This window comes from Hydrobacter penzbergensis, assembly GCF_900106985.1.
Classification (GTDB): Bacteria; Bacteroidota; Bacteroidia; order Chitinophagales; family Chitinophagaceae; genus Sediminibacterium; species Sediminibacterium magnilacihabitans.
Genome location: NZ_FNNO01000003.1, coordinates 195059 through 218574 on the forward strand (window position 1 = coordinate 195059; position 23516 = coordinate 218574).

Annotated in this window: 32 protein-coding genes; 20 read left to right on the forward strand and 12 right to left on the reverse strand. The window is 40.4% G+C overall.

Translation table 11 applies throughout. The annotated features are described in order from the left end of the window. Positions 1 to 88: 88 nt before the first annotated feature. Entirely contained in the window at positions 89 to 487 is a 399-nt protein-coding gene (locus tag BLU98_RS18180) for an HYC_CC_PP family protein (RefSeq protein ID WP_092722772.1), read from the reverse strand. A 288-nt stretch (positions 488 to 775) separates the two neighbouring features. On the opposite strand from BLU98_RS18180, the gene BLU98_RS05365 reads away from it, so the two are divergent. The 3 genes from BLU98_RS05365 to BLU98_RS17960 are packed head-to-tail and all read left to right on the forward strand — an operon-like array spanning position 776 to position 1981. Continuing rightward, the gene (locus BLU98_RS05365) at positions 776 to 1153 is read left to right on the forward strand and encodes an ArsR/SmtB family transcription factor (RefSeq protein WP_092722776.1); all 378 of its coding nucleotides are present in this window, start codon (positions 776 to 778) and stop codon (positions 1151 to 1153) included. Next, on the forward strand, positions 1150 to 1767 hold the full coding sequence (gene merTP, locus BLU98_RS05370) for a mercuric transport protein MerTP (protein ID WP_092722778.1): 618 nt from the start codon (positions 1150 to 1152) through the stop codon (positions 1765 to 1767). The genes BLU98_RS05365 and merTP overlap by 4 nt, the downstream gene beginning before the upstream one ends. A 1-nt stretch (position 1768) precedes the next feature. After that, positions 1769 to 1981, forward strand: a complete 213-nt coding sequence (locus BLU98_RS17960) for a GDCCVxC domain-containing (seleno)protein (RefSeq protein ID WP_092722780.1) — start codon at positions 1769 to 1771, stop codon at positions 1979 to 1981. A 291-nt stretch (positions 1982 to 2272) separates the two neighbouring features. On the opposite strand, the gene BLU98_RS05380 is transcribed toward BLU98_RS17960, so the two are convergent. From BLU98_RS05380 to BLU98_RS05410, 7 genes are all read right to left on the reverse strand, one after another. Continuing rightward, a complete protein-coding gene (locus BLU98_RS05380) occupies positions 2273 to 2530 on the reverse strand; it encodes a hypothetical protein (protein ID WP_257574721.1) in 258 nt (85 codons plus the stop codon). Between the two features lie 86 nt (positions 2531 to 2616). Further along, positions 2617 to 3174 carry a helix-turn-helix domain-containing protein gene (locus BLU98_RS05385; RefSeq protein ID WP_257574722.1) on the reverse strand — a complete coding sequence of 186 codons (558 nt, stop codon included), beginning with the start codon at positions 3172 to 3174 and terminating at the stop codon, positions 2617 to 2619. A gap of 2 nt (positions 3175 to 3176) precedes the next feature. Continuing rightward, a complete protein-coding gene (locus BLU98_RS05390; RefSeq protein ID WP_092722784.1) occupies positions 3177 to 3794 on the reverse strand; it encodes a class I SAM-dependent methyltransferase in 618 nt (205 codons plus the stop codon). Between the two features lie 60 nt (positions 3795 to 3854). Further along, the gene (chrA, locus tag BLU98_RS05395) at positions 3855 to 4988 is read right to left on the reverse strand and encodes a chromate efflux transporter (RefSeq protein ID WP_092722786.1); all 1134 of its coding nucleotides are present in this window, start codon (positions 4986 to 4988) and stop codon (positions 3855 to 3857) included. Continuing rightward, complete coding sequence (locus BLU98_RS05400) at positions 4979 to 5401, reverse strand: DoxX family protein (RefSeq protein WP_092722788.1); 423 nt, start codon at positions 5399 to 5401, stop codon at positions 4979 to 4981. Before BLU98_RS05400 ends, chrA begins: the two co-directional genes overlap by 10 nt. Before the next feature lie 2 nt (positions 5402 to 5403). Next, entirely contained in the window at positions 5404 to 5892 is a 489-nt protein-coding gene (locus BLU98_RS05405; protein ID WP_092722790.1) for a hypothetical protein, read from the reverse strand. 100 nt (positions 5893 to 5992) lie between these two features. Then, positions 5993 to 6814, reverse strand: a complete 822-nt coding sequence (locus BLU98_RS05410) for an AraC family transcriptional regulator (RefSeq protein ID WP_092722792.1) — start codon at positions 6812 to 6814, stop codon at positions 5993 to 5995. A 226-nt stretch (positions 6815 to 7040) separates the two neighbouring features. Here BLU98_RS05410 and BLU98_RS05415 point away from each other — a divergent pair, with 226 nt between their 5' ends. From BLU98_RS05415 to BLU98_RS05495, 17 genes are all read left to right on the forward strand, one after another. Beyond that, the gene (locus BLU98_RS05415) at positions 7041 to 7943 is read left to right on the forward strand and encodes a DUF8464 domain-containing protein (protein WP_092722794.1); all 903 of its coding nucleotides are present in this window, start codon (positions 7041 to 7043) and stop codon (positions 7941 to 7943) included. A gap of 236 nt (positions 7944 to 8179) precedes the next feature. Next, positions 8180 to 8569 (forward strand): plasmid mobilization protein, encoded by a 390-nt coding sequence (locus BLU98_RS05420; RefSeq protein WP_092722796.1) that lies wholly within the window; start codon positions 8180 to 8182, stop codon positions 8567 to 8569. Beyond that, positions 8557 to 9864, forward strand: a complete 1308-nt coding sequence (locus tag BLU98_RS05425) for a relaxase/mobilization nuclease domain-containing protein (protein ID WP_092722798.1) — start codon at positions 8557 to 8559, stop codon at positions 9862 to 9864. Before BLU98_RS05420 ends, BLU98_RS05425 begins: the two co-directional genes overlap by 13 nt. Before the next feature lie 12 nt (positions 9865 to 9876). After that, entirely contained in the window at positions 9877 to 11874 is a 1998-nt protein-coding gene (mobC, locus tag BLU98_RS05430) for a conjugal transfer protein MobC (protein ID WP_092722800.1), read from the forward strand. Positions 11875 to 11963: 89 nt separating this feature from the next. Beyond that, complete coding sequence (locus tag BLU98_RS05435; RefSeq protein ID WP_092722802.1) at positions 11964 to 12509, forward strand: Chromate resistance protein ChrB; 546 nt, start codon at positions 11964 to 11966, stop codon at positions 12507 to 12509. A 2-nt stretch (positions 12510 to 12511) separates the two neighbouring features. Next, complete coding sequence (locus BLU98_RS05440) at positions 12512 to 13699, forward strand: MFS transporter (protein ID WP_092722804.1); 1188 nt, start codon at positions 12512 to 12514, stop codon at positions 13697 to 13699. Next, positions 13696 to 14502, forward strand: a complete 807-nt coding sequence (locus BLU98_RS05445) for an endonuclease/exonuclease/phosphatase family protein (RefSeq protein ID WP_092722806.1) — start codon at positions 13696 to 13698, stop codon at positions 14500 to 14502. Before BLU98_RS05440 ends, BLU98_RS05445 begins: the two co-directional genes overlap by 4 nt. A 478-nt stretch (positions 14503 to 14980) precedes the next feature. After that, on the forward strand, positions 14981 to 15370 hold the full coding sequence (locus BLU98_RS05450) for a single-stranded DNA-binding protein (RefSeq protein WP_092722808.1): 390 nt from the start codon (positions 14981 to 14983) through the stop codon (positions 15368 to 15370). A gap of 41 nt (positions 15371 to 15411) precedes the next feature. Continuing rightward, positions 15412 to 16485, forward strand: coding sequence for a DUF932 domain-containing protein (locus tag BLU98_RS05455; protein WP_092722810.1), 1074 nt, complete (start codon positions 15412 to 15414; stop codon positions 16483 to 16485). Between the two features lie 56 nt (positions 16486 to 16541). After that, positions 16542 to 16919 (forward strand): hypothetical protein, encoded by a 378-nt coding sequence (locus tag BLU98_RS05460; protein WP_139173841.1) that lies wholly within the window; start codon positions 16542 to 16544, stop codon positions 16917 to 16919. Between the two features lie 10 nt (positions 16920 to 16929). Beyond that, a complete protein-coding gene (locus BLU98_RS05465) occupies positions 16930 to 17136 on the forward strand; it encodes a 3-isopropylmalate dehydratase (protein ID WP_092722814.1) in 207 nt (68 codons plus the stop codon). 4 nt (positions 17137 to 17140) lie between these two features. Continuing rightward, positions 17141 to 17374 (forward strand): hypothetical protein, encoded by a 234-nt coding sequence (locus tag BLU98_RS05470; RefSeq protein WP_092722816.1) that lies wholly within the window; start codon positions 17141 to 17143, stop codon positions 17372 to 17374. Between the two features lie 65 nt (positions 17375 to 17439). Further along, positions 17440 to 18072 (forward strand): PRTRC system protein E, encoded by a 633-nt coding sequence (locus BLU98_RS05475; RefSeq protein WP_092722818.1) that lies wholly within the window; start codon positions 17440 to 17442, stop codon positions 18070 to 18072. Between the two features lie 30 nt (positions 18073 to 18102). Further along, complete coding sequence (locus tag BLU98_RS05480) at positions 18103 to 18321, forward strand: PRTRC system protein C (protein WP_092722820.1); 219 nt, start codon at positions 18103 to 18105, stop codon at positions 18319 to 18321. 230 nt (positions 18322 to 18551) lie between these two features. Beyond that, positions 18552 to 19493 (forward strand): hypothetical protein, encoded by a 942-nt coding sequence (locus BLU98_RS05485; protein ID WP_257574723.1) that lies wholly within the window; start codon positions 18552 to 18554, stop codon positions 19491 to 19493. A 10-nt stretch (positions 19494 to 19503) separates the two neighbouring features. Then, on the forward strand, positions 19504 to 20220 hold the full coding sequence (locus BLU98_RS05490; RefSeq protein WP_092722824.1) for a PRTRC system protein B: 717 nt from the start codon (positions 19504 to 19506) through the stop codon (positions 20218 to 20220). Continuing rightward, positions 20217 to 21023 carry a PRTRC system ThiF family protein gene (locus BLU98_RS05495; protein WP_092722826.1) on the forward strand — a complete coding sequence of 269 codons (807 nt, stop codon included), beginning with the start codon at positions 20217 to 20219 and terminating at the stop codon, positions 21021 to 21023. Before BLU98_RS05490 ends, BLU98_RS05495 begins: the two co-directional genes overlap by 4 nt. Here the strand turns inward: BLU98_RS05495 and BLU98_RS17720 are convergent. The 4 genes from BLU98_RS17720 to BLU98_RS05510 form a co-directional block, all read right to left on the reverse strand. Then, complete coding sequence (locus BLU98_RS17720; protein WP_257574724.1) at positions 21020 to 21166, reverse strand: hypothetical protein; 147 nt, start codon at positions 21164 to 21166, stop codon at positions 21020 to 21022. The two genes, BLU98_RS05495 and BLU98_RS17720, sit on opposite strands and share 4 nt — an antisense overlap. A 239-nt stretch (positions 21167 to 21405) precedes the next feature. Beyond that, positions 21406 to 21816 (reverse strand): hypothetical protein, encoded by a 411-nt coding sequence (locus BLU98_RS05500; RefSeq protein WP_257574725.1) that lies wholly within the window; start codon positions 21814 to 21816, stop codon positions 21406 to 21408. 78 nt (positions 21817 to 21894) lie between these two features. Continuing rightward, positions 21895 to 22599, reverse strand: coding sequence for a nucleotidyltransferase family protein (locus BLU98_RS05505; protein WP_092722828.1), 705 nt, complete (start codon positions 22597 to 22599; stop codon positions 21895 to 21897). Between the two features lie 12 nt (positions 22600 to 22611). Beyond that, positions 22612 to 23505: a class I SAM-dependent methyltransferase gene (locus BLU98_RS05510; protein WP_139173842.1), complete on the reverse strand. Its 894-nt coding sequence runs from the start codon at positions 23503 to 23505 to the stop codon at positions 22612 to 22614. Positions 23506 to 23516: the final 11 nt, after the last annotated feature.

The following is a 23516-nucleotide window of genomic DNA, read 5'->3' on the forward strand; positions in this document are numbered from 1 at the left end:
AAGTATGTAATAATTGAAAAAATTACGGCATACAGAAATGCCGATAGCCTGACAAATCATTTGCCTGGCTCACAAGAGGGAAAATAATCTAAATGCGAAAAACGCAGTTGCGGATATAAACAGGTACAGCCTGCGTTCGTGGAGGGGAATTACTGTTCGGGTTTTCTTCTGCTACAGAAGGTATGGGTGTAAATGGTATCTCAATATAATCAGCTAAAAGGGCAACCCCCTGCAATAGATTAAATTGAAAAGAGGATTCAGCAATTTTTTGATCGGAATTATTCTTTAAAAATTTTTGTTCATCCTTGCAGCAGCCATTATCTTTTTTGTTTGTTTTTTCCATGCCGCATTTACCACAGGTTTTGGATTGTTTATCACCCAAACCCCAATCGGCCAACTTACCCATGCAATAATGCATATGTATAGTAGCACCGGAAGAAGTGCCTAAATACAAAACGGCTAATATGGCTGCGATGAACTTTTTCATTTTATTGCATGTCAAAGGTAAACCAAAATTTCATCAATTGTTTTATATAATTCTGAAAATAGTTTATACTTTAATGCCAAAAACACTGATTAACAACATTTATTGCCCAGTTGAACAGGGGGGCATTTTACGGAACCATAACTGCAAAAAACACCACCCTTTTTTCTAAGTAAACACCTCTTTTCCCCAACAAAGCTTAACACCTACCAAATTAACAATTTGATTATTTAAGTATTTGCTTAAATAATAAATATCTTGCTATATTTGACCCGACAAAATAAATTAACAATGGCAAATGACACTTGCATTAGGCTTCAGGCAGACGTTGAACAAATAAAAAGTTGTCGTGAAAAATTAAAATCAAATACAAAATCATTTTTACAATTAGGACAAGTTCTTGCCTTGACAGGTAACGAAGTACGACTGAAAATACTTTTTCTACTTGAAGAAGAAACTGAACTCTGTCCCTGCGACCTAAGCGACATTTTAGGAATGAGCATCCCAGCAATATCGCAACATTTAAGAAAGCTGAAAGACGGAAATATTATTGAGGCAAGAAAAGAAGGGCAAACCATTTTCTATTCTTTGCGTAGTGAACATTTGAAAATATTACGACCTTTTTTCAAAATTATTAATCAACAAAATTTAGCAACACAAACTGTATGACACCGACTACAAAAAATAATAAAAGTTGGATAGCAGGAATTTTTGCGGCTATCGCTGCTTCACTTTGTTGCATCACACCCGTTCTTGCATTTCTTGGCGGTGCAAGCGGACTTGCTTCATCTTTTTCGTGGATTGAACCATACAGACCGTATTTGATTGTTGCAACAGTTTTAATTTTTGCGTTTGCGTGGTATCAAAAACTTAAACCACGTAAACAAGTTGACTGTGATTGTGAGACTGATAATAAAAAGTCATTTTGGCAATCAAAGTTATTTTTAGGTATTGTTACAGTGATTGCAGTTTTGCTACTTGCCTTTCCTTATTATGCGAAGGTGTTTTATCCAAAGCCACAACAAACTAAAATTATCGTAGTTGACAAAAGCGATATTCAAACAGTTCAACTTAACATTAGTGGAATGGATTGCGAAGGCTGCACAGCACACATAAACAGTGAGCTTTCAAAAGTAAATGGAGTTATTGAAGCTAATACTTCGTATAAAAAAGCTAACGCCATCATAAAATTTGACAACACTAAAACATCCATTGACAGCCTTTCAAATATCGTAAACAGCATTGGCTATAAAGTAATTTCATCAACAAATATTAGCAAGTAAAATGGACACAACAATAATACTTCAATCAACAATTACTTGTCCTAACTGCGGACATCAAAAAGAAGAAACTATGCCGACAGACGCTTGTCAGTTTTTTTACGAATGTGAAAACTGTAAGACAAGATTAAAACCCAAACAAGGTGACTGTTGCGTTTATTGTAGTTACGGAACTGTGAAGTGTCCACCAAAACAAGTAGGTTCGTCTTGCTGCTGACAGAGAAGGTTGCAGCCAGCTATGCATGAATAATATGGCAAGCGACGGAATAACAATAAACAGCAGTAATTCTAATCATCGGTTGTTCAGGTACTGGATTATAAATGTACCGATGTGCAAATTGTCAACTGCATATCGTTGTTCAGCATTGGCTGTCTGCTTACGGCACACAGAAAATGCCCAAAACGCCAGTGCCAAACGAAGTTTCATTTACAGCAATCTTTTTTGCGTACAAAAATGGCTTTAAATAGCCGCCAGAAAAATTGCCCTATGGATTTTGTAACTGACATTTTACAACATAGTTAACAGCATTACCGCACTCATCCCGATCATCAGCGCATCTTCAATAATTGTGATTGTACTCATTGGTAAATTAAAAACATCACCCAGGCAGGCGCATCTTATTTTTCTTTTATCCAGTACACTTTGAACTACACCCACAATACTTACTGACATCACAGCAAAGGTAACCGCATTTGTCAATAAGGGATTAAATCCAGAAAGAAAAGCAAAATCCAGAGACAGTTCAATAAAGGCATATATTGTCATTAGTCTGCATTTAATAACACAAAATTAAATGCTGGAGCCTGTGGTGCGGACGTTACAGAATGATGGAAAAGAATTATACTTAATTGCTACACTTCGTCCAGCGATTTTCGGGTGCCACCAATTTTTTTAAACGCTGATGGCGTAAGACCTGTGATTTTTTTGAATTGTGCAGACAGGTGTGCAACACTACTGTAACCTAATTTCCAGGCTATTTCACTAAGGTTACTTTCATTGTAAATAAGCCACTCCTTTACCTTTTCAATTTTTTGCAAAATAAAAAACTGTTCAACGGTAAGGCCTTCCACCTCTGAAAACAACCGGGAAAGCTGGCTGTACTCTTTATGAATGGATTGGGTGATAAAATCTGTAATACTAAAATGTTCTTCCAGATCACCCTGTTGTACTTTTTGTATCAGCAGACTTTTAATTTTTTCTATCTGACTCTGCTTCGTATTATCCAATACTTCAAAACCCAATGCCTTTAATTTTTCGTTCAACAGATCCAACTGCTTTGCGGTGACGGGCTTTTTCAATTCAATTTCACCCATTGCCACACGCAGGGGTTGTAAATTCATTTCCTCCAATACCTGTTTAACCACCATTATGCAGCGGTTGCAAACCATGTTTTTAACAATAAACTTCATAATTATTTCTTTCTAAAGCTGCAAAAAAGAAAGTTCTGCATAGTGTTGAATGGCGTTTCGTGTAGTTCTTCAATACATTTAATGCGTTCAAAGCTATGCTTAAATCTATTTGACATAGAAGCTTGGGAATATTGCTTTATTTCTAATCCGCTGCATTTAGATGGACCCGTTTCAGAGAAAGTTCCTAATATTAAATAACCGTCTTTTTTGATGGCAGTTTCTGCAATAGAAAAGTATTTGTTTATGCGTTCTTCGGTGGTTAAAAAATGAAATGCTGCCCTGTCGTGCCAAAAATCAAATTTTACAGTTGGTTTGAAATCCACTATATCAGAAACAATCCAGTTTACTTTAGCCCCTCTAACACCTAACCGTGCTTTGGCTCTTTCCAGTGCATTTGCTGAAATGTCTAACACATAAATATTCTGATAGCCCTTGTCAAGCAATACATCAACTAAATGGCTATCACCGCCACCAATGTCAATGATATTTGCCTCCAAAGGCAAATTGAATAGTTCAAGAAATTCAACTGATGTTTTTGGATAAGGCTGAAACCAGCTTACTTCATTTTCCTGCTTTGTAGCAAAGACTTTTTCCCAATGTTGTTTTGTATCTGTAGTCATGTTCTTTATGTCCTATTTATTATGTGTGTCTATAATGCAAAGTTAGCAATAGCTAAAATATTAAAGTAATGAAAGCAAATAGCCCGAAACTGCTCCGCCTATTACAACGAATGCACTATTTAGTTTTTTAAATTTCATCGTAACAGCCAACCCTACAATTGCAATCAAAGTAGTTCGCCAATCTGTAATGGATGCTCTGCCCATTTCCAAACACACTGCTAAAATGATGGCTACTGAAACAATATTTACGGTATCTAAAAATGCGGACATGATTGTAGATTTCCTTAGCTTAGGAATGTATGGGTTGAGCAATGCAACGAATAAAAATGAAGGAAGGAAGATACCTATTGTAGCTGCTATTGCACCGGGTAAACCTGCAACTTGCCAACCTATGAATGTTGCGGATGAAAAAACGGGACCAGGTGTGAACTGACCTATGGCAATGGCATCAACTAACGTCTGCTTGCTCAACATACCGGTACTGACCAATTCTGCATCTAAAAAGGCAAAAAGAACATAACCACTTCCATAAAGTATAGAACCCATTTTGAGGAATATCCAAAACAGTTTCCAATTGAATGAAAAGGCTGGCGTATCGGTTATTTGTAACAATACAAAAGGGAAAATGCTGTGTAGTGTTTGCTTACGGGCTTTTATAAGGTGTAACAATATGCCTAAAAAGCCTGCACCGAAAAGTATGTAAATCTCATTGAAGCCATACACCGCTAAAATAGCTGCAATAACACCTATAACGCCTAACGCTGTTGTTTTAAGGGCTTTTTTGCCTAAGGAAATCATCAGGGAAACTATTAACGCAATGATAACGGGCTTGATACCATAAATGAATGGCTCTACCTGCGGCAATTTGCCATATAACTGATAGGTATAAGCAAAAATTCCTGTAATGATTACTGCCGGAAAAATGAAACAAACACCTGCCACTATTAAGCCTTTCCATCCTGCTTTTTCATGTCCGCAGTGCATGGTCATTTCGGTAGAGTTTGGACCCGGTATCAAATTGGTTGCTCCAACCAAATCCAAAAAGTGCTCCTGTGAAATCCATTTACGTTTACGGACCACTTCTTCTTCCATCATGGCAATATGAACCGCAGGACCTCCAAACCCGATGCAACCTAATTTAAAGAAAAGCTTTGCTACCTCTTTTAATGACTTTGAATTTTGTACTACTTCCATAACGATTTATCTGCCGACCAGCTACCACCGCCTTTAATGATTAGAAAGAAAGTCCCTAAAAGCATTGCCCAATCTGTCCGGCTATCGTGCAGCACACTCCAAAAGCCATTTGTAGAGAGCAGTTGTGCTTTGGTGGTTACAATGGCAACTGAAATGATAAGGAATAAAGGAACAGCCGCTAACCTTGTGAACAAACCTACTAAAACCAATATGCCGCAGATGATTTCAAAACAGCCCGTAAATGGTGCTAAAAATTCGGGATTGGGTAGGCCTATTTTAGCGAAGCGACCTGCTCCTAAAGTATCAGCAAATAAAAACTTCTGTATGCCTTCCGAAAGAAAGACAGCACCTACCATGAGGCGAATGATAATGGTAGTTTTTGCATTGTCCGTTTGGAATATCTTTTTTAGCATGGTTACTGAACGGGTTTAAAACTTTGGTTGCTGTATGGCGGTGTGGTTGGAACTGTAATGATATTGAACTCATGTTGGGTAGCCTGATGACAACTGTTGCAGGTTGAAGTGAGTATCATGTAGCTACTTTTAAACTCCATACTGTTCTTTTGCTGAATAGCATTGCTTACATTTTGCAATGGCTGGTCAATCATTCCAATAGAATTGGTTTCAGGTCTGTCGGTACAGTATGTTTTTATATCGTCAAGGCTTTCTTTTATTTCATTGATTTCAAAGTCTGCCAGTTTCCAATTGTTGTTTGTTCCTGCAAACCACAGTTTGTTGTGATGCACCTGTACGCTGCTCATAAACTCACCAAAGCCGGGTTTATAGGTGTTGTCCAGTTTGTGTTGCAAGCTGTCTACCTGTGCCTGTAATTGCTGTGTGTTGCCGCCTTGCTGATTACATGCTGCAAGTGCAAGCAATAGCATAAATCCAATTGTATATTTCATTCCTTTTGCTTTGCTGAAGTAAAACAATTATTCAGGCTACAAATTTGATACAATGATTGGCAACTATTATGGTCTATTTGAAAATACTGTGGTATGCACTTTACAGGCTGCGGAATGCTTGGGGAGTAGTGCCAGCGAAACGCTTGAAATATTTTACAAAATGGGATGGGTCGCTGAATGAAAGTGAGTAAGATATTTCGGCAATGGTGTTATCGGTATAAATCAATTGTCTTTTTGCTTCGTTGATAATATGCTCTGCCAGTATTTCGGATGCTGATTGATTGGCAGATTTACGGCAGGCAGTATTCAGGTTTTGCGGTGTAGTATTCAGCAATGCTGCATAATGTGCTACGTTGTTTTTGATTTCTGCTGCCTTGCTTAATAATTCCCTGAATGACTGAAAGAGGTCTGAACTTTTTTTAGTCTTAGCCATGAATGGTTTTGCCACTTCCAACATTTTTGCCAATAATGCTTTTAGCAAGCCTTCTACCACATGAAAATTGCTTTCGCTTATGTTGCTGCCCTCCTTAGTGAGTAGCTGAAAAATTGTATTGAGGGTATCGGTATCTCTAACCTGTAAGGATGAAAGGCTGCTTATTTTAGTGAGCAATGATTTTAACTCATTGTCCAGGCTCTTATCAATAAATGCTTTCTTTAAAATAAGTACAAAGCCTTCCGGTGTTGTGAGTAATTCCCAATGATGCACCTGCTCTTTGCGAACAAAGAAAATTACAGGCGGCTGTACTTTGAAACTGTTGTAATCAATGGTATGTGTGCCGCTGCCTTTTGACAGGTAAATAATTTCAAAATAGTTGTTGTGTTTGTGTGGTTCTGTTTTACGAATATCTTTCCTGAACGCTGCAATTTTAATGAGCTTGCCCGTTTCGCTTTTGTCTTTTATATCAAGCGCTGTTTTTCCCACAATTTTTAATATTTACGGATTGGCTCTATAAGTTATCCCCTTTTATAAGCAAAAATATTAATTACTGCACAATACTTAGTGTTATCTAAAATTTCCTGGGAGTAGTATTTTAATATTTCATTTGGATTATTAGACCTCATCAAAATATGATGAGGATAGGCTAATCCCATATCACCTGTTTAACTTCGCATCGAAGAACTGAATGTGTATTTGAAAATGTGTAGTTATGGATTTCAGGAGCAATCGGCTTACGGTCAGTGAAGCCAAAGAAATGGATATGGTTCGTTTCCTGTCAGATTTAGGACATGAGCCTTCAAAGATCAGGAATAATGACTATTGGTATCTTTCCCCTTTACGGGATGAAAAAACACCGTCTTTTAAGGTCAACCGAAAGCTGAATCGTTGGTATGATCATGGTCTTGGAAAGGGTGGCAACCTGGTTGATTTCGCTATTCTTTATCACGGGTGTACCGTTGCAGAATTACTTCAAAATTTAAGCGGTAATTTTTCCTTTCAAAAGCCCTTTACCCGGCAACCATTACAGGAATCTGAACCGGAAAACAAGATTAAGATTTTACGCGACTTCGTGCTTTCCTCTTATGCCTTACTGCGATATTTACAGCAACGGCGCATACCCGTTGACATTGCCGACCGGTATTGCCGTGAAGTTCGCTATGAACTTAATGAAAAAGTGTATTACGGCATAGGTTTCAAAAACGATTTGGGAGGCTTTGAAATTCGTAATCCTTACTTCAAAGCCAGCAGTTCGCCAAAGGGTATTACTACCTTCGATAATAGTGCCAACGAGGTAATTGTTTTTGAGGGTTTTACTGACTTCCTTTCCTTCAAGGCTATCCATAAACATGAACCCGAAGACCGCTTTGATTTTGTAGTGCTGAACTCCGTTTCCTTCTTTGAGACAGCACGCCTTTTTATGGAAAAGCATAATGCCATCAGCCTGTATTTAGATAGAGATACAACCGGACAAAATTGCAGCCGCTACGCACTTTACCTGAGCAGTAAATACAAAGATGAAAACAGTCTTTACCAAAACCATAAGGACTTCAACGACTGGGTGGTAAATATAGGTAAGCCGCAGAAGAAAAATCATAAGCAAAAACCGAGGTAAGTGATACAGGAGCTGTAAGAACCTCTTAACCCATTCAAGTGCTTTAGTTTCTTACTATGCTCTTATGCTCTTTAAAATGTCTTAAAACGTTCCAAAGGCTGAAAGATTGCAACTTTTCAGCAATCCGCAAGATGAACGGTTGTTAAACAACCGGATCTTGCCTGCCCTTCACTCGGAACTCGTGGGCAGGGAGCTAAAATGTGAAAATGAGTTTGAAAATGTGAAAATGATTAGTGATGGAAGGACAACATTCAAACAGGACACGCATTATCGGGCTGCGGTTGACACCCGATGAATATGCAAAAATTGAAAAGAAATGGAAGGCTTCTACCTGTCGTAAGCTAAGCGATTATGTGCGCCACAGCCTATTCGATAAGCCCATTGTAACGACTTACCGTAACAGTTCGCAGGATGACTTAATGACAGAGCTTACCCGCCTGCGCAACGAGTTAAATGCTGTCGGAAACAACTTTAATCAGGCGGTTAAAAAGCTCCATACACTTAGCCAGATCACTGAGTTTAGAAGCTGGTTGATAGCCTATGAAGTGGAGAAAAAAATACTTGGCAATAAGGTAGATGAAGTCAGGAATAACATCAAAAAAATGCTGGAAATATGGTTGCAGTGATCAAAGCCGGTCACTCCATGCACCGTATTTTCAACTACAATGAAAACAAGGTCAAAGAAGGCGTAGCGGAGTGTATCGGGGCAGAAAATTTTCCCCTGAATGCGGATGAAATGAGCCTGAAAATAAAGTTGGGCTACCTGCTGAAAAGGACAGAATTGAACGAGAATGTTAAACGAAACAGCGTACATATTTCACTCAATTTCGACCCTTCGGAAACACATTTAAGCAAGGAAAAGCTAATGGAGATTACCAAAGTCTATATGCAGCAATTAGGCTTTGGTGAGCAGCCCTACCTTGTTTATCAGCATCACGACGCTGCTCACCCACACATCCACATAGTCACTACTAATATCCAGCCTGACGGCAAGCGTATTGACCTGCATCACCTGGGCATCCGCAAGTCGGAACCAGCAAGAAAAGAGATTGAAAAAATGTTTGGTCTTGTGGCGGCTGATGCACATGCAAGAAGGGAGGTATTCAGGTTAAAGCCCGTTGATGTAAAGAAAGTGCAGTACGGACGTACAGAAACCAAGAGAGCCATTACCAATGTTCTTGATGCGGTACTGGATAAGTATAATTATGCCAGCCTGCCGGAATTGAATGCGGTACTGAAACAGTACAATATTATGGCTGACCGGGGTAGTGAGCATTCAAAAATATTTCAAAGTGGCGGATTAGTTTACCGCATTCTTGACGAAGACGGCAACCCCGTAGGCGTACCAATAAAAGCCAGTAGTATTTACAGTAAACCCACCTTGAAATTACTGGAAGGAAAATACAGTCTGAATGATGCCAAACGACAGCCTTTTAAAGCCCGTGTCAAAAACGAGATAGATAAATTATTTATCGGGAAAACGCCTACACTGAATGAACTGGTGAAGCAACTTGAAAGAAAAGGCATACACGTAGCCTTGCGACAGAATGAAGCCGGGCTAATATATGGGCTAACCTATGTGGATCATCAAACCAAATGTGTTTTCAACGGGAGTGCATTAGGCAAGCAATACAGCGCCAAAGCCATACAGGAAAGGTGCGGCTTACAAGAACCAATACAACCCAGCTTACTTCCACAGACGGGTAAAAAAACAGAAGCAGAGGTACTTCCTGTACAAACAACAAAACCCGGTATCGCTGCTACTTCCCAAGACCACGATTCGCCTCCGGTTTTATTGCCTGCTACCAACCTGCTTGACGACCTTCTACAACCTGAGCAGGCAGCCGACTATCTGCCCGCACAGTTGAAGAAAAAAGGCAGGAAAAAGAAGAAAAGAAAAAACATTTCCAATAACCAATAAAAATTTAAAACAATGGCTGTACAGACAGGTGAGAACGAACAAGCGCTGAGGAAAATTCTGGACATGACCAGGCTGATCAGCATCGTTATTTTAGTGATACACTTCTATTATTATTGCTATGCTGCGTTCCAGGAATGGGGATTAAGCAGTCCTTTCAGCGACCGCATTTTAGGTAACATTTACCGCACAGGCATATTCAGTAATTTTATTAAAAGCAAGCTGATTGCTTTAGGCTTCCTTGCCATTTCCTTGCTCGGAGCGAAAGGTAGAAAGGATGAAAAATTGAGTTACAAAGCAGCCTTTGCCTACCTTATTACGGGGCTGTTGCTCTATTTTACAAGCTATCTTTCTATGATGCTTCGCCTGCCTGTGCAGGAGAAGACAATTATCTACATAAGCATCACTGCAATTGGCTTTTTACTGGTGCTTTCTGGAGGAACTCTGCTTTCCCGGATTATTAAAAGCAAGTTCAATAACAAGGATATTTTCAATAAGGAAAACGAAACTTTCCCGCAGGAAGAACGCTTTCTGGAGAACGAGTTTTCTATTAATCTTCCGGCACGCTACCGTTTAAAAAATAAGGTACGCAATAGCTGGATAAATATCATCAATCCATTTAGGGCAATCATGGTATTGGGCACACCCGGAGCAGGTAAATCTTACTTCGTCATCAGGCACGTCATCACACAACATATCCGCAAAGGGTTTACCATGTTCGTTTATGATTTCAAATTCGACGACCTTACAAGGATCACCTATAATTCCTGGCTGAAAAACAAGCACCGGTATCCCAAGCCTCCAAAGTTTTATGTCATCAATTTTGATGATTTAACACGAAGTCATCGCTGCAATCCCTTAGAGCCATCTGCTATGACCGACATTACCGATGCTGCGGAATCGGCTCGTACCATTTTAATGGGATTAAACAGGGAGTGGATAAAACGTCAAGGCGATTTTTTCGTGGAATCACCAATTAACTTCCTGACCGCTGTAATATGGTATCTGAAGAAATACAAGGACGGGGAATTTTGCACTTTGCCCCACGTCATAGAGCTGATGCAGGCGGACTATGACAGCCTGTTTACGCTGTTCAGAACAGAAGCCGCCAAAGAGTGCGAGGTATTAATTAATCCCTTTCTGAATGCTTATCTGAACGATGTAATGGAGCAGCTTGAAGGACAGATTGCTTCTGCAAAAGTGGCTATGGCAAGGCTTTCTTCCCCTCAATTATACTACGTTTTATCCGGCAACGATTTTAACCTCGATGTGAATAATCCAGACGATCCAAAGATTGTCTGCATGGGTAATAATCCGCAAAAGATACAAATCTATGGAGCGGTGTTATCCCTGTATGTAACACGCCTCGTTAAGCAAGTCAATAAAAAGGGAAAACTGAAAAGCAGCCTGGTATTTGATGAGTTCCCTACCATTTATCTGAACAACATGGATAGCCTTATTGCTACCGCAAGAAGTAATAAGGTTTCTACCTGCTTAGGGGTGCAGGATTTCAGCCAGCTTCGTAAGGATTACGGACGTGAGCAGGCAGATGTAATTATGAATATCACCGGTAATATCGTAGCCGGACAAGTTACAGGTGATACCGCTAAACAGCTTTCCGAACGGTTCGGTAAAATTATGCAGGACAGGGAAAGCTATTCCATTAATAGCGGCGATACATCTATCAGCCGTTCAAAGCAACTGGAAACAGCGATACCGCCTTCTAAAATTTCAGGGCTTAGTTCCGGTGAGTTCGTAGGCATGGTAGCAGACGACCCGGATAATAAAATAGACTTAAAAACCTTCCATTGCGAGATTATCAATGACCATGAAGCGCTGAAAAGAGAAGAAGAAAACTATAAGAATATTGAGGTTATCCGCAAGTTGGATAACGGCATGGTGCAACGGAATTATTTACAGATCAAACAGGACATACAAGACATTATCCAGTCGGAAATGGAAAGGCTGCTTAATGATCCAGGGTTAAGCCATCTGGTCATAAAGAAGGCATGAATATCATTTCTGAAAACCTTAAAGAGTGAACAGAGTGAAAATTTATTGTTTCTTTTATAATGTAACGACCGTTACATCATATTTGCAACATGAATAAGAATAATAGTTGGTTATTGTTGACTTATAAAGTTCCGCCGGAGCCTTCAAAAAACAGGATTGCCTTATGGCGAAAATTAAAGGCATTGGGTGCAGTATATATGCAGAACAGCATTTGCCTGTTGCCTAACACTGCCGAGCATATCAAACAATTAAAGCTGATAGAAAATGATATTGCTAAAATAGATGGTGAAAGTGTATTGCTGGAAACAATTGCTCTTGATAAAGCCCAGGAACAAAAGGTAGTGAGCCGCTTTAAAGCCGACAGGGACGAAGAATACAAAGAGTTCTTAGGGAAATGCAATGATTTTGAAGCGGAGATAAAAAAAGAAACGAAAGCCAAACACTTTACCTATGCAGAGCTGGAAGAAAACGATGTTGATTTAAAGAAGCTGGAAACCTGGCTTGACAAGATTAAGAAGTTAGATTTCTATGGAGCAACACTTGCCGCCACAGCAATAGAAAAGTTTAAAAAGTGCCAAACTATGCTCGATGAGTATGCACAAAAAGTATATGATGCCCATGACGAAAATCACTAACAATGTCGAATAATATTAAAAGAGCATCGTGGCAATTCATTCTTCTGTTTGGTATCATCAGCATGTTTGGCGATATTACCTATGAGGGCGGCAGGAGCATTGCTTCACCTTATCTTGCCATTTTAGGCGCAAGTGCGGCAGTAGTCGGGTTGGTGAGTGGTTTGGGTGAATTTGTAGGCTATGCGTTTCGCCTGCTATCCGGCTATGTAGCTGCTAAAACAAAATCTTATTGGGCAATCACTTTTATTGGATATGGTTTGCTTGTATCCATACCATTGTTGGCGCTTGCAAACAATTGGCAGTTAGCAGCATTTTTTGTCGTTATGGAACGGTTTGGAAAAGCCGTCAGATCCCCGGCAAAAGATACTATGCTTTCTTTTGCAACATCCAATACAGGCAGAGGATTTGGTTTTGCGGTACATGAATTTATAGACCAGATAGGTGGCATTATTGGACCATTACTTTTTTCAGCAGTTTTCTTTTTACATGGCACATACACGCAAGGGTTTACGCTACTATGGATACCTGCAATACTTACGCTTGTCTTTCTGTTCACTGCCAGGATTAAAGTACCAAATCCCGAAGCGCTGGAAGAATACCACGCCGAAGAACAAAATACACCTTCACCTGCTAAAAATCTATCGGCAAAGTTTTGGTGGTATATGTTGTTTTCATTTCTAAGCGTATTAGGCTTTGCCAATTTTCAGCTTATTGCTTATCACCTGAAGGTTAATACCATCATCACCGATACGCAAATCCCTTTTTTCTATGCTATTGCTATGGGTGTTGATGCTGTAGCTGCATTACTGGTAGGTAAGATATATGATAAAAGTGGGCTAAAGGTGCTAATCCTGCTTCCGCTCCTGTCTGTTCCTATTGCTTTCTTAACATTTACTTACTCTTTCAATTTAGTATTAACCGGCATTGTGTTATGGGGCATTGTAATGGCTATTCATGAAACTATAATGAGAGCTGCTATTGCCGACATGGTAACACGGAGCAACCGGGCGTTTGCGTATGGCATTTTTAATACAGCTTATGGCTTAGCCTGGTTCCTGGGAAGTGCCGCCATTGGTTGCCTTTATGAAATAAGTATTGGAAGCATTTTATGGTTTATTTCCTGCATTCAGGTTTTGTCGGTGCTGTCATTTTTATTCCTCAATAAACAACTCAAAAAAACCGCATTATGAAAGCATTAAGTTGGAATACGCTTTTCGCTGGTATTGATACAGGCAGTACAAAAAGAAGGGAGCTTCAGATAGAAGTTGTCAATGCCCTGAAGCCAGATATTTTTTTAATGCAGGAAGCTAAAGGATTTGAGTTGAACGGTCAAAAGCTACTTTTTGAAACAGAAGATGCAATAAACATGCGGGGGTTTCTTGGAAGGGCTATCCATACCGGACAAAACACGCTTATTTTTATCAACCCATCTTATAAAGTACATGCGTTTGATTACGACAATATCCATTTTCATCATGTAGCTACCTTTCTGACGGTTGTTGTCCCTGGCTTTTCTTTGCCTATTCAGTTTGCAAGTGTTCATCTTAGTCCCGTAGGTGTAGAGATCAGGCGACGTGAAGCAGCTTATCTGATGCAATTGGCTGATCCTGCTAAACTATCCTTAATAACCGGTGATTTTAATTCCTTATCTCCACACGATAATGAGCCGGAAAACTGGGAAACGCTTAGCCTGCATTATCGCTCCAGATATTTTGAAGGATTTGAGAAAAAGGCTGATCGCTCAGTTTTAGAAAAATTTGAAGCAGCAGGTTTTATTGACTGCGGACATCAGGCAAACACAACAAATCAAAATACAGTTCCAACAAAATCTTACTTAAACGCTGAATTTGTTCCATTCCGGTGTGATTATGCACTGGCAAGTAATATGCTGGCAAAAAGATTAAAAAATTTCGATGTTATTAAGACAGACAAAACGGATCTTGCTTCCGACCATTACCCGATTTTTATGGAATTTGATAGTGAAGGAACATGATATAAGTATAGGTCAATAAGATTTTAACGGTTATAGCCCGTAGTTATGAGCCGAAGCGTTTGTCTTCGGCTTTTGTTTTTAGGGCATGTCCCTTCGGGTCGGGTTATTCCAGGGTACACTTCGCTTCCGTCCTTCTTTCATCGTGACCGGCTCGTTCCTCACCGCCTTACATCCCCCTCATGCTTCATTACATCAGCCGTTAGCAAGGTTGCATTGATTGAGATTGCCAACCAGCCTGCTATGGCATTTTCCAACGAAACGGGTAAAAAGGCAGCTAAGATAGTTACGCCTTCGTTGCTACGAGCGCATAATGCTGCGCTGCGCTTGCACCCTTCGGGACTTATAGCTCTCCGCGCCTTCGTCTTCACTCTGTCGCTGCTTTCTTTTTTCCCGTTTTTTCTTTTGGAAAAATGCTCTTAGGGCAGGCGGGTGAAAAAAAGAAGCAAACAAATGGTTTAACAATTAAAAATTAAAAGCCATGAACATCATTGGCAGATTAACAAAGGACGCACAAATTAACACCTTGCCGAGCGACAAGCAGGTAGTGAATTTTTCCGTAGCGGTCAACGACAGCTACCGCAACAAACAGGGCGAGCGAGTGGAACACACCGAGTATTTCAACTGCGCTTACTGGATTTCAATAAATGTTGCTAAGGCACTCACCAAAGGAACATTGGTTGAGCTTACTGGCAGGGTAAGCGCAAGGGCGTGGATTGGTGGCGATGGCGAGGTACACGCAGCACTCAATTTCCACACTTCACAAATCAAACTGTATGGAGGTGGCAAGCGAACTGAAACCGTAGCAGGTGGTAACAGCAACAACTCCATAGCACCTGCTAACAAAGGCAATGACGATTTGCCTTTCTAATCATTCATTTTTCATTTATCAACTTTTAAAAATTTTCAATCATGGCACATAATCTTAATTATAACGCAGGTACAGGCAAATACAGCTTCTTTAGCGTACAGCAAAAGGCATGGCACAACTTAGGGCAGATAGTAGAACAATATCCCACAAGTGCCGAAGCTATCAAATATGCAGGGCTTGATTTCGAGGTGGTCAAATCTCCCTTATATACACATGGTAAGGGTGTAAGCATAGGCAATGACGGTGAAATTAAAAAAGGTAGTAGCATATTACTCCCCGACAATTTCGCCACTATGCGCACCGATACCAATCAGGTTTTTGGCGTAGTGGGCAGGGAATATCAGATAGTACAGAATGCAGATGCTTTCGCCTTTTTCGATGCTATTGTAGGTGGCGAAGATGGTATTCTATACGAAACAGCAGGAGCATTAGGCAACGGGGAACGCATATTTATTACTGCCAAACTCCCTGACTATATCCGTGTAGGTAATGGCGATGATGTTACAGAAAAGTACATCTTCCTTACAACCTCCCACGATGGTACTGGAAGCATTACCGCAGCTTTTACACCTGTGCGCATTGTTTGTCAGAACACCCTTAATGCAGCATTGGGCAGTATGTCTAACGTAGTACGCATACGCCATACATCAGGAGCAAAACAGCGTTTGGAAAATGCTCACAAGGTAATGGGATTGGCTAATCAGTTGAGTACCCAACTGGAGGGCATATTTAACCAATGGACAAAGGTGCGTATCTGTGATGAAGAAGTGAAGAAATTGATACAACTGGCACTTTGCCCTAATAAGGAAACATTGGACGCACTCAAAAAAGGTGCAGATGATGAACTGTCAGCCGTGTTCAAAAATACGGTGGAAGATGCCTTTGCCTATGCAATGATGGCAGATACACAGCAGATGAACACCACCAAAGGAACAGTATTCGGGGCATACAATGCGGTAACAGGCTACTATCAGAATGTACGCAATTACAAAGATGATGAAAGCAAGCTGCAATCCATTGTAATGGGTGGCACAGCACAGGCGAAAGCACAACGAGCATTTGAATTGTGCAGCCAGTTTGCAAAAGATGGTGCAGACGTACTTGCGCTGAACTAAAGTTAATGGGACAGGCAGCAATGCCTGTCCTTTATCCACTTACAAAAATCAGGAATATGAAACCGTTAGATAATTTGATAAACGTAGAGAGAGCAAAATTGCTGCATGAGCTATTTCCGCAAGAGATACCCGCTTTATTGGAATACACCAACAATATGTGCATTACCATACAGGAGGACGAGCAATTGACACGCAGCCAGTGGGAAAACGGCTTGCTTACTGTTGAAGCATGGCTATCCTTTGTAGAAGAAGTACGGAGCAAGATAAACAGGTATGGAAAACGGCTACATACTCAAAGCCGATTATTTGCCGACCAATTATTTGATGGCCATACAGCATTGTACATGGTGCATTGTATGACCTTATACACCACCATACGGAAGCATAACAACTCCAAGTTTGCATTAGCCATTGACTTATTATTTAACCCATAAAGCACAGGAGATGAAAATAACAGATTTGAACGGACAGCAAATTGAAGTCACAGACTTAACAGCAGCTTTGGAACAGGCTAAATATTTCAAAGACTGTCACCATGCACCGCCCGATCCTGTGGCTGATAAAAGACAGCAAGCCTATTGGACGGATATATACAATAAGCTGATAGTATTACAAAGCAAACCAGTTGATAAGAGAAACAATAAACAGTAAGGTTATGGAAACAATCATAAATATATTAGAGGCTATGCCTTATCCGACTATATTCTTTGTCGGTTTAGCAATTAGGTTGTTTGTCGGTATGCGACAATTTAACCGCAGGGGGTTAGGTGGATTGCAGCATTTCAATAACTATTTCGTGGGCTTAATCACCCTTGCATTGGAATGGGTGCTGAAATGGGCTGCATTAGCCCTCATGCTGTGGGGCTTGTGCGAATGGCTTTTCAGATAAAATAGCAAAGGATTGAAATGATACGGGACTGTACAGAAATTCTTTAATACAAAAACATTTGAACAATGGAAACAAATTTTTTCAGCAGTGTAGCTGCATTGAATATAACAGGCGACCTGCAACTGACCATACGGAGAGGAGCGGAAAAAAACTGGATAGTATCGGTTATGCTCAACAATGAGCAATGCAGGGATGATGCAAGAAAACTGATACCGCCACTTAATCTTAGAGGAAGTGCCGAAGAACTGGATAGCGGTTTCTTTGAACAAATAACAGCGCCTATACAGACGGCTTCAGGCTTGATGGTGGACATGGAAGGCTTTATGAAACAGTTGGAAGAAGCGAAAAAACAATCTGCTATGGAAAAAGAAAAGGCAGATAAAGAGCGAAAGGAAAAGGAAGCCAGAGAGAAGAAATACAAGGAAGCGATGCAGAAGGTGGATGAACTGGAGAAAGAAGGAAAACACAGGGACGCATGGATGAAAGTGCCTGACCCATCAGAATATCCCGAACAGGCAGAAGCTATCCGCAAAAGAAAATCATCCTTATCCGCAAAGTTTGCTCCCGACTTGTTTGGAAATACTGCAACACCTGTAGCCAGTGAACAGCCCCAAAAAGAAAGTGCATTTAAAGAGAAAGCAACGGATGAGGACGAAATTCCTGAAACAATAGAGGACGGAATAGAAGAAGAAAGCTAAACAAATCATTAATCTGTAAAACGAAATATCATGTTAGTAGCAAAGCAATTAGGCAGGGTTTTCCTGCTCAAAGAAAATGGAACGGATATAAGGCTAACAGACCCTGAACCCTCATGGAGCGTGGAAGCGGTAATGAACTTTTATGCTAACACCTATCCTATACTTACCACCGCCAAAATATCCGCACCAAGAATTGAAGATGATACCGTACAGTATCGCTTTGAAAGCGTAATGGGAACAAAAGGCTAATCTTAAAACGCAAAGGAATGGAATATGCAACACAATATTATATCGGGCACAATCCAAATGCCCAAACAGCAAAGGCAAAGAAAGCTGTACAAACAGTTGGGCGAGTTCACAGCATGGATGCAGCGAACAAAAGACGCACACGAAATAGGCAAAGACCAACGGAAGTCAGTGCCAACACAAATGTTGCCAATGGTTTTCTAAAAACAACATTTCTGCCTAAACTGGAAATAATGAAAACGGCACAATCTCCTATGGAAGTAGAGAAGATAGAAGCTGATTTTTATTACTCCCTTTGTGCAGTTGCCAGGCATTACAACGGCTTTGAACCTATGGATACAAGAACATTCGGCTATCCTTATAACATAGCACTTTCTGTTTGGGAAGCGGAAAACCACTTAAAGCGGAATGTTAGAAACTGGAACAGTTTGCGACTGATACAGGACGATAAGGGAAAGACATTTTTTATAAGCGAGGAACAATATAATACAGGAGCGACCTTGTATTATATCCCTGTAATACCATTATACAAAATGCTCAAAGACCCGAAGAAAAAAAGAGCAGCCCGACTGTTATTGTCTGTATTCGCTTACCTGTATCATGTAGCCGACATACCTTATTACAGGCAGGAAGATGCTTACCTCTACTGGCAATATGAAATGATTTCCGATTGGATAGAACAGGATGATGAAGCAGAATTGGACAGCCGTAAAGAGGAATTAAAAGTTGCCCAATGGTGCGGTGAAAAGGTGGAGCAAAAAATATTCAACCGTAAAAACCTCGAAGTATTTGGAAGGCGTATCACCACGCTCAGACCCAAGAACGATTTTGAACAGGAGTGCCTGAATGTAGCGCAGGGAATGTTTACACTTTATACTGAATATCCTGCAACAACTGTTTTCCAACATGCCAAGTATGCTGATGATGAAGCTGAACAAGAGGACGAGGTAATTGCAATGAATAAATACATATCCTTTATGGCAGATGGAAAGGGGTGGCTTTATGAAACCCTTGCCGAGAGCGTAAACAATGAGTTTAATGAATGTGGCACAACAGAAGAACCCACAGTATTAAAAGAGTTTAGTGGTGCATCTGTTACCAATTGCAGCCTTGAATTTGAGAGCAGATTATTTCCCCTGATAGGTGATTTATGCTACCTGTTAAGTAACGATTAAAACAACTAAGATGAAAAATGTAATGGAACATATTGGCACGCTTTATCACCCCAAAACTGCTTTGGTATTCTATGAAGCAAAAGGGACGAATGCCGAAGTGTATGTTGAGTATTTCGATATGGACAGAAATGGCAGTCCTATCAATGCACATCCCCTGACTGTTAAGGAAGCACAATATTTATCAAAGGCACTGGACACAGCGAGAGAAGGCAGCAAGGCTTTTTTGAAGCCTAAAGGTATCATAGCTGCGAACGTCCTTTATACAGACCCTTCCGAAAACGGTTTTGTGATGTGGTTTACTAAGGCAACCTGCAGAAACCTTTTTTTCATTGAAGGCTTAGGCATTTCAAGCGGTATAACCAATGTACCTGCAATACTTTGGATAGCCAGTAAGGAAAAGCTGCATATCTACGCCTTAAAAAGTGACAGGAAGCCGACTGAAAATACACCGCTTTATCATGCGCCCTTTTTTAATGTGTATGCAAATGGAAACGTATGTATGGGTACAGTAGATGTAAACATTAAAAAGTCTGCATCATTAGAGGAATTTACTGCTGCATGGGAAGCCTATTTCTTTAACAGCTATTTCAGCCACCTGATGCAAAATCATAATCCCATACAGGGTAACTGTGTTAGCCTGTGGAAGAAATTGCGTAAAACAGGCGCCCCATTCCCAAAAGACGTATTGAAGAAAACAGGCAGGACAATCAGAAACATACTAAGATGAAAACGGATAAAATAAAGGTACATTTTACTGACAATGACCTGATTGCCCCCACTAACCCCATCGAGGTAAACCTGATAGGGGCTGGAGGAACAGGCTCAAAAGTGCTTACCGCACTGATCGAAATGAATTACAGCCTGAATGCTTTAGGACATGCGGGGCTATCCGTCAGGCTTTGGGATGACGATATAGTAACTGATGCCAATTTAGGCAGGCAACGTTTTGCTGAATGTGAAGTGGGGTTGTATAAATCCGTTGCCCTGATAAACCGTTCCAACAGATGGGCAGGTACAAACTGGAAAGCCGAAACCCTGAAATTTGAGAAAGATAATTTAGGCAGGTTGCCCGAACACGTACAGGCAGCTATTTATATTTCCTGTGTAGATAGCGTGAAGGCAAGATTTGAGATTGCAGAAATTCTTAAAGAACTGAATGATTACAGGGCGTTCCGTAACCGAGCCAAATACTGGATGGATTATGGCAATAGCCAATCCACAGGGCAGGTATTGCTATCCACTATCGGAAATATCAAACAGCCACAGTCTGAAAAATATCAGCCGGTTGCCAACCTTGCATTTATTACGGACGAGTATGGCGAACTGCTGAAAGAATCCGAAGAAACTGACGATACCCCAAGCTGCTCACTGGCTGAAGCATTGGAAAAGCAAGACCTGTACATTAATTCGTCCCTTGCTCCAATGGGTTGTTCCCTGTTATGGCATCTTTTCCGTCACGGAATGACCGAAAATAGGGGCTTCTTTCACAACCTCGACAACTACATTACCCAACCCATAAAGGTCGCTTAAAAGCCCTCCCAGGGCGGCACATCGGCATTCCTTTCCCCGTAGGCGGAACGCCGCTGTGCGGGAAGCGGTGCAGCCACTTGTCCGCAATCGGATTTCCCTCGCTCATATCCCACTATCCGCTTGCGGACAACAGACTGCGGCATTTATTGACGATATTTTATTAAGATTTCCTAAGACCTTCGGTATTCTGAAGGAATAGTTTTCTTGTAAAACGAAACGCACACAGTTAGTTCAGATAATAAATCCGAGCAGGGCTAAGATGCCACCGCCGAACTAAATGTATTTATTAGCCTATTGGCTAATATTTAATTCGCTCAATAACCTTAAATCAGCTAAAAAGTGGTTCGAGTTTTGTACCACAGGGTTCACTTCCTGGGACAAGTCAAAAAAGAAAGACTTGTCCCATTTTTTTGCCCTGTAATTTGCTGGTGTTCTGATAGATAAGCATGATCGCAGAATTTATTTTTTGAGTTCGATGTCTTGTTCCGTCAAATTCCAAAAATTCAGGGAACATCGAACTTATTATTGTTCGCTTTTCTTCAATATCCCCGTTCTCATAGCGTCTATCAATGTTTGCGAGCTTCTTTAAGGTTGATGCTACTAAGTCCCTGATTTCAGTTCCTACCGAAGCTAAATCATTCAACTGCGCTTCCAGTTTTTCGATCCTGCCTTTGGTCAATTTCTTTACTTGTTGAAAATCATCGCCTGCCATTTCACCGTCTGCATTTTTTAATAGCGCATTTTGATAACGTTTGTTCAATGTATCAATCTCCTTTATGATATTGGCTGCCATTGTCCGGATAAATCCGGGTTAAAACGGATGTAACCCTTTATTGATAGGGGTTACAAGCATTTGAGAAATTATTTTATATCAGCACAGGCCGGGAAATGCCGCCTGTGCCCTTTCGTAATCGCATGAAATTCCAATATCAATAAAATAACCATCCTGAATAAGTCCATATATTTTCCCTCCCTGACAGTAGCGTTCGAGATAGTCTTTCTCATAAGAGAACTTAGCATCGAATTTTTTTTCAAGGAATTTTACAACATTCATAATATAAACACCTCCATTAATGAGTCCTATTTGATAAAATTGTTTTTCTTTAAAATATTTAATACTGTTGTTCTTGTTCAGCTCCACAACTCCATACCTGTCAAAATTCCGCATAGGCTTGAGCGCCAGTGTGGATTCTGCATCACGCTGCAAATGAAAAGCAAAGAGTTCATCGGTATCAACGTCAAACAATGTATCTCCGTTCACTACTATCACGTTCTCTTCCGTTGTCTGTTGACAGGCAAGACGGGTAGCCCCGCCGGTACCCAATGGTTCATTTTCCACGGTACAACTATAATTAAGCATAGAAAAATGACCACTCAAATAATCCTCGACGATTTTGTGTTTGTATCCGAGTGAGAAAATAAATTTTTCAACCCTTTCACGACGCAATTGGTTGATCAGGTAAAACAGGAAAGGCTGCCCTCCTACAGATGCCATGCATTTGGGAAGATCAGGAACAACTTCGCGTAATCTGGTGCCAAGGCCACCGGCCAGGATGATCGCTTCTTTTGTCTTCATAATGATAACACATTATAAATAAGGATTCACCAGCACATCCGCCGGTTCATTGACCCGTATACGATTCCTGACAGGAGCATCCAATACATGCACAAAATAAATTTGCTCCAGCCAGGCAGCATGCTTGAATATCCTATTATAAAATAAGAACCTGTTCTGCTCAATTTTGCGCATAGGATGCGTCTGGTTGAATTCTTCAATGGCCAGTAATTCTCCACCCCAGGAATTGTGCGACCAAAGAGCAATATCATCAAAATACACAGGGAAGCGTGAAAGATAGCTTTCCGGATGGTGTTGCAGAATGGACAATGCTTCTTTAGTAGAATAGTAATAATCCAGATCAAATGAAATAAAGCCTATAGGAGCATTGATCAGATCGGTATGCTGAAGGAAATGTGGGATAGTGTCTTTGACTTTGCCAATCACAAGCTGACAATTAGCAGGTAATCTACTCTCCAATAATAGCCGGTTCATTTTAAAATCTCCTTTTTTATACAATTCAGGATGATCGCGGTAGTCCATTGGTTCTGGCATACCTTCTCCAGTATCGAATCCGAATACCTGGAATTCCACTTGATATATTTTGCTCAGTTTTTGGCAGATCTTGCCAATATTCATTAACCCTCCGCCTGTTGCCACACCGAATTCAATGACCGTTATCTTTTTAATCCCGTTGGCAATAGCATGTTCAGCAGCTTGTAACAACGAATAAGCATGATTTTGTCTCAGTACCAAATCGAACCATATCTTAGCCTTGTAGGAGCCAAATATCCAGACAAAGAAGGCAACGATATTCATGTGAAGCGGTTCACTGAAGCGTTCGGTAACTAATCGTTTAAGAATATGCCTTTTTTTTAACTTTTTATAATAACCTAACCCCATAAGATGTTGTTTTTTGTAAAACAAGTATTTAAGAT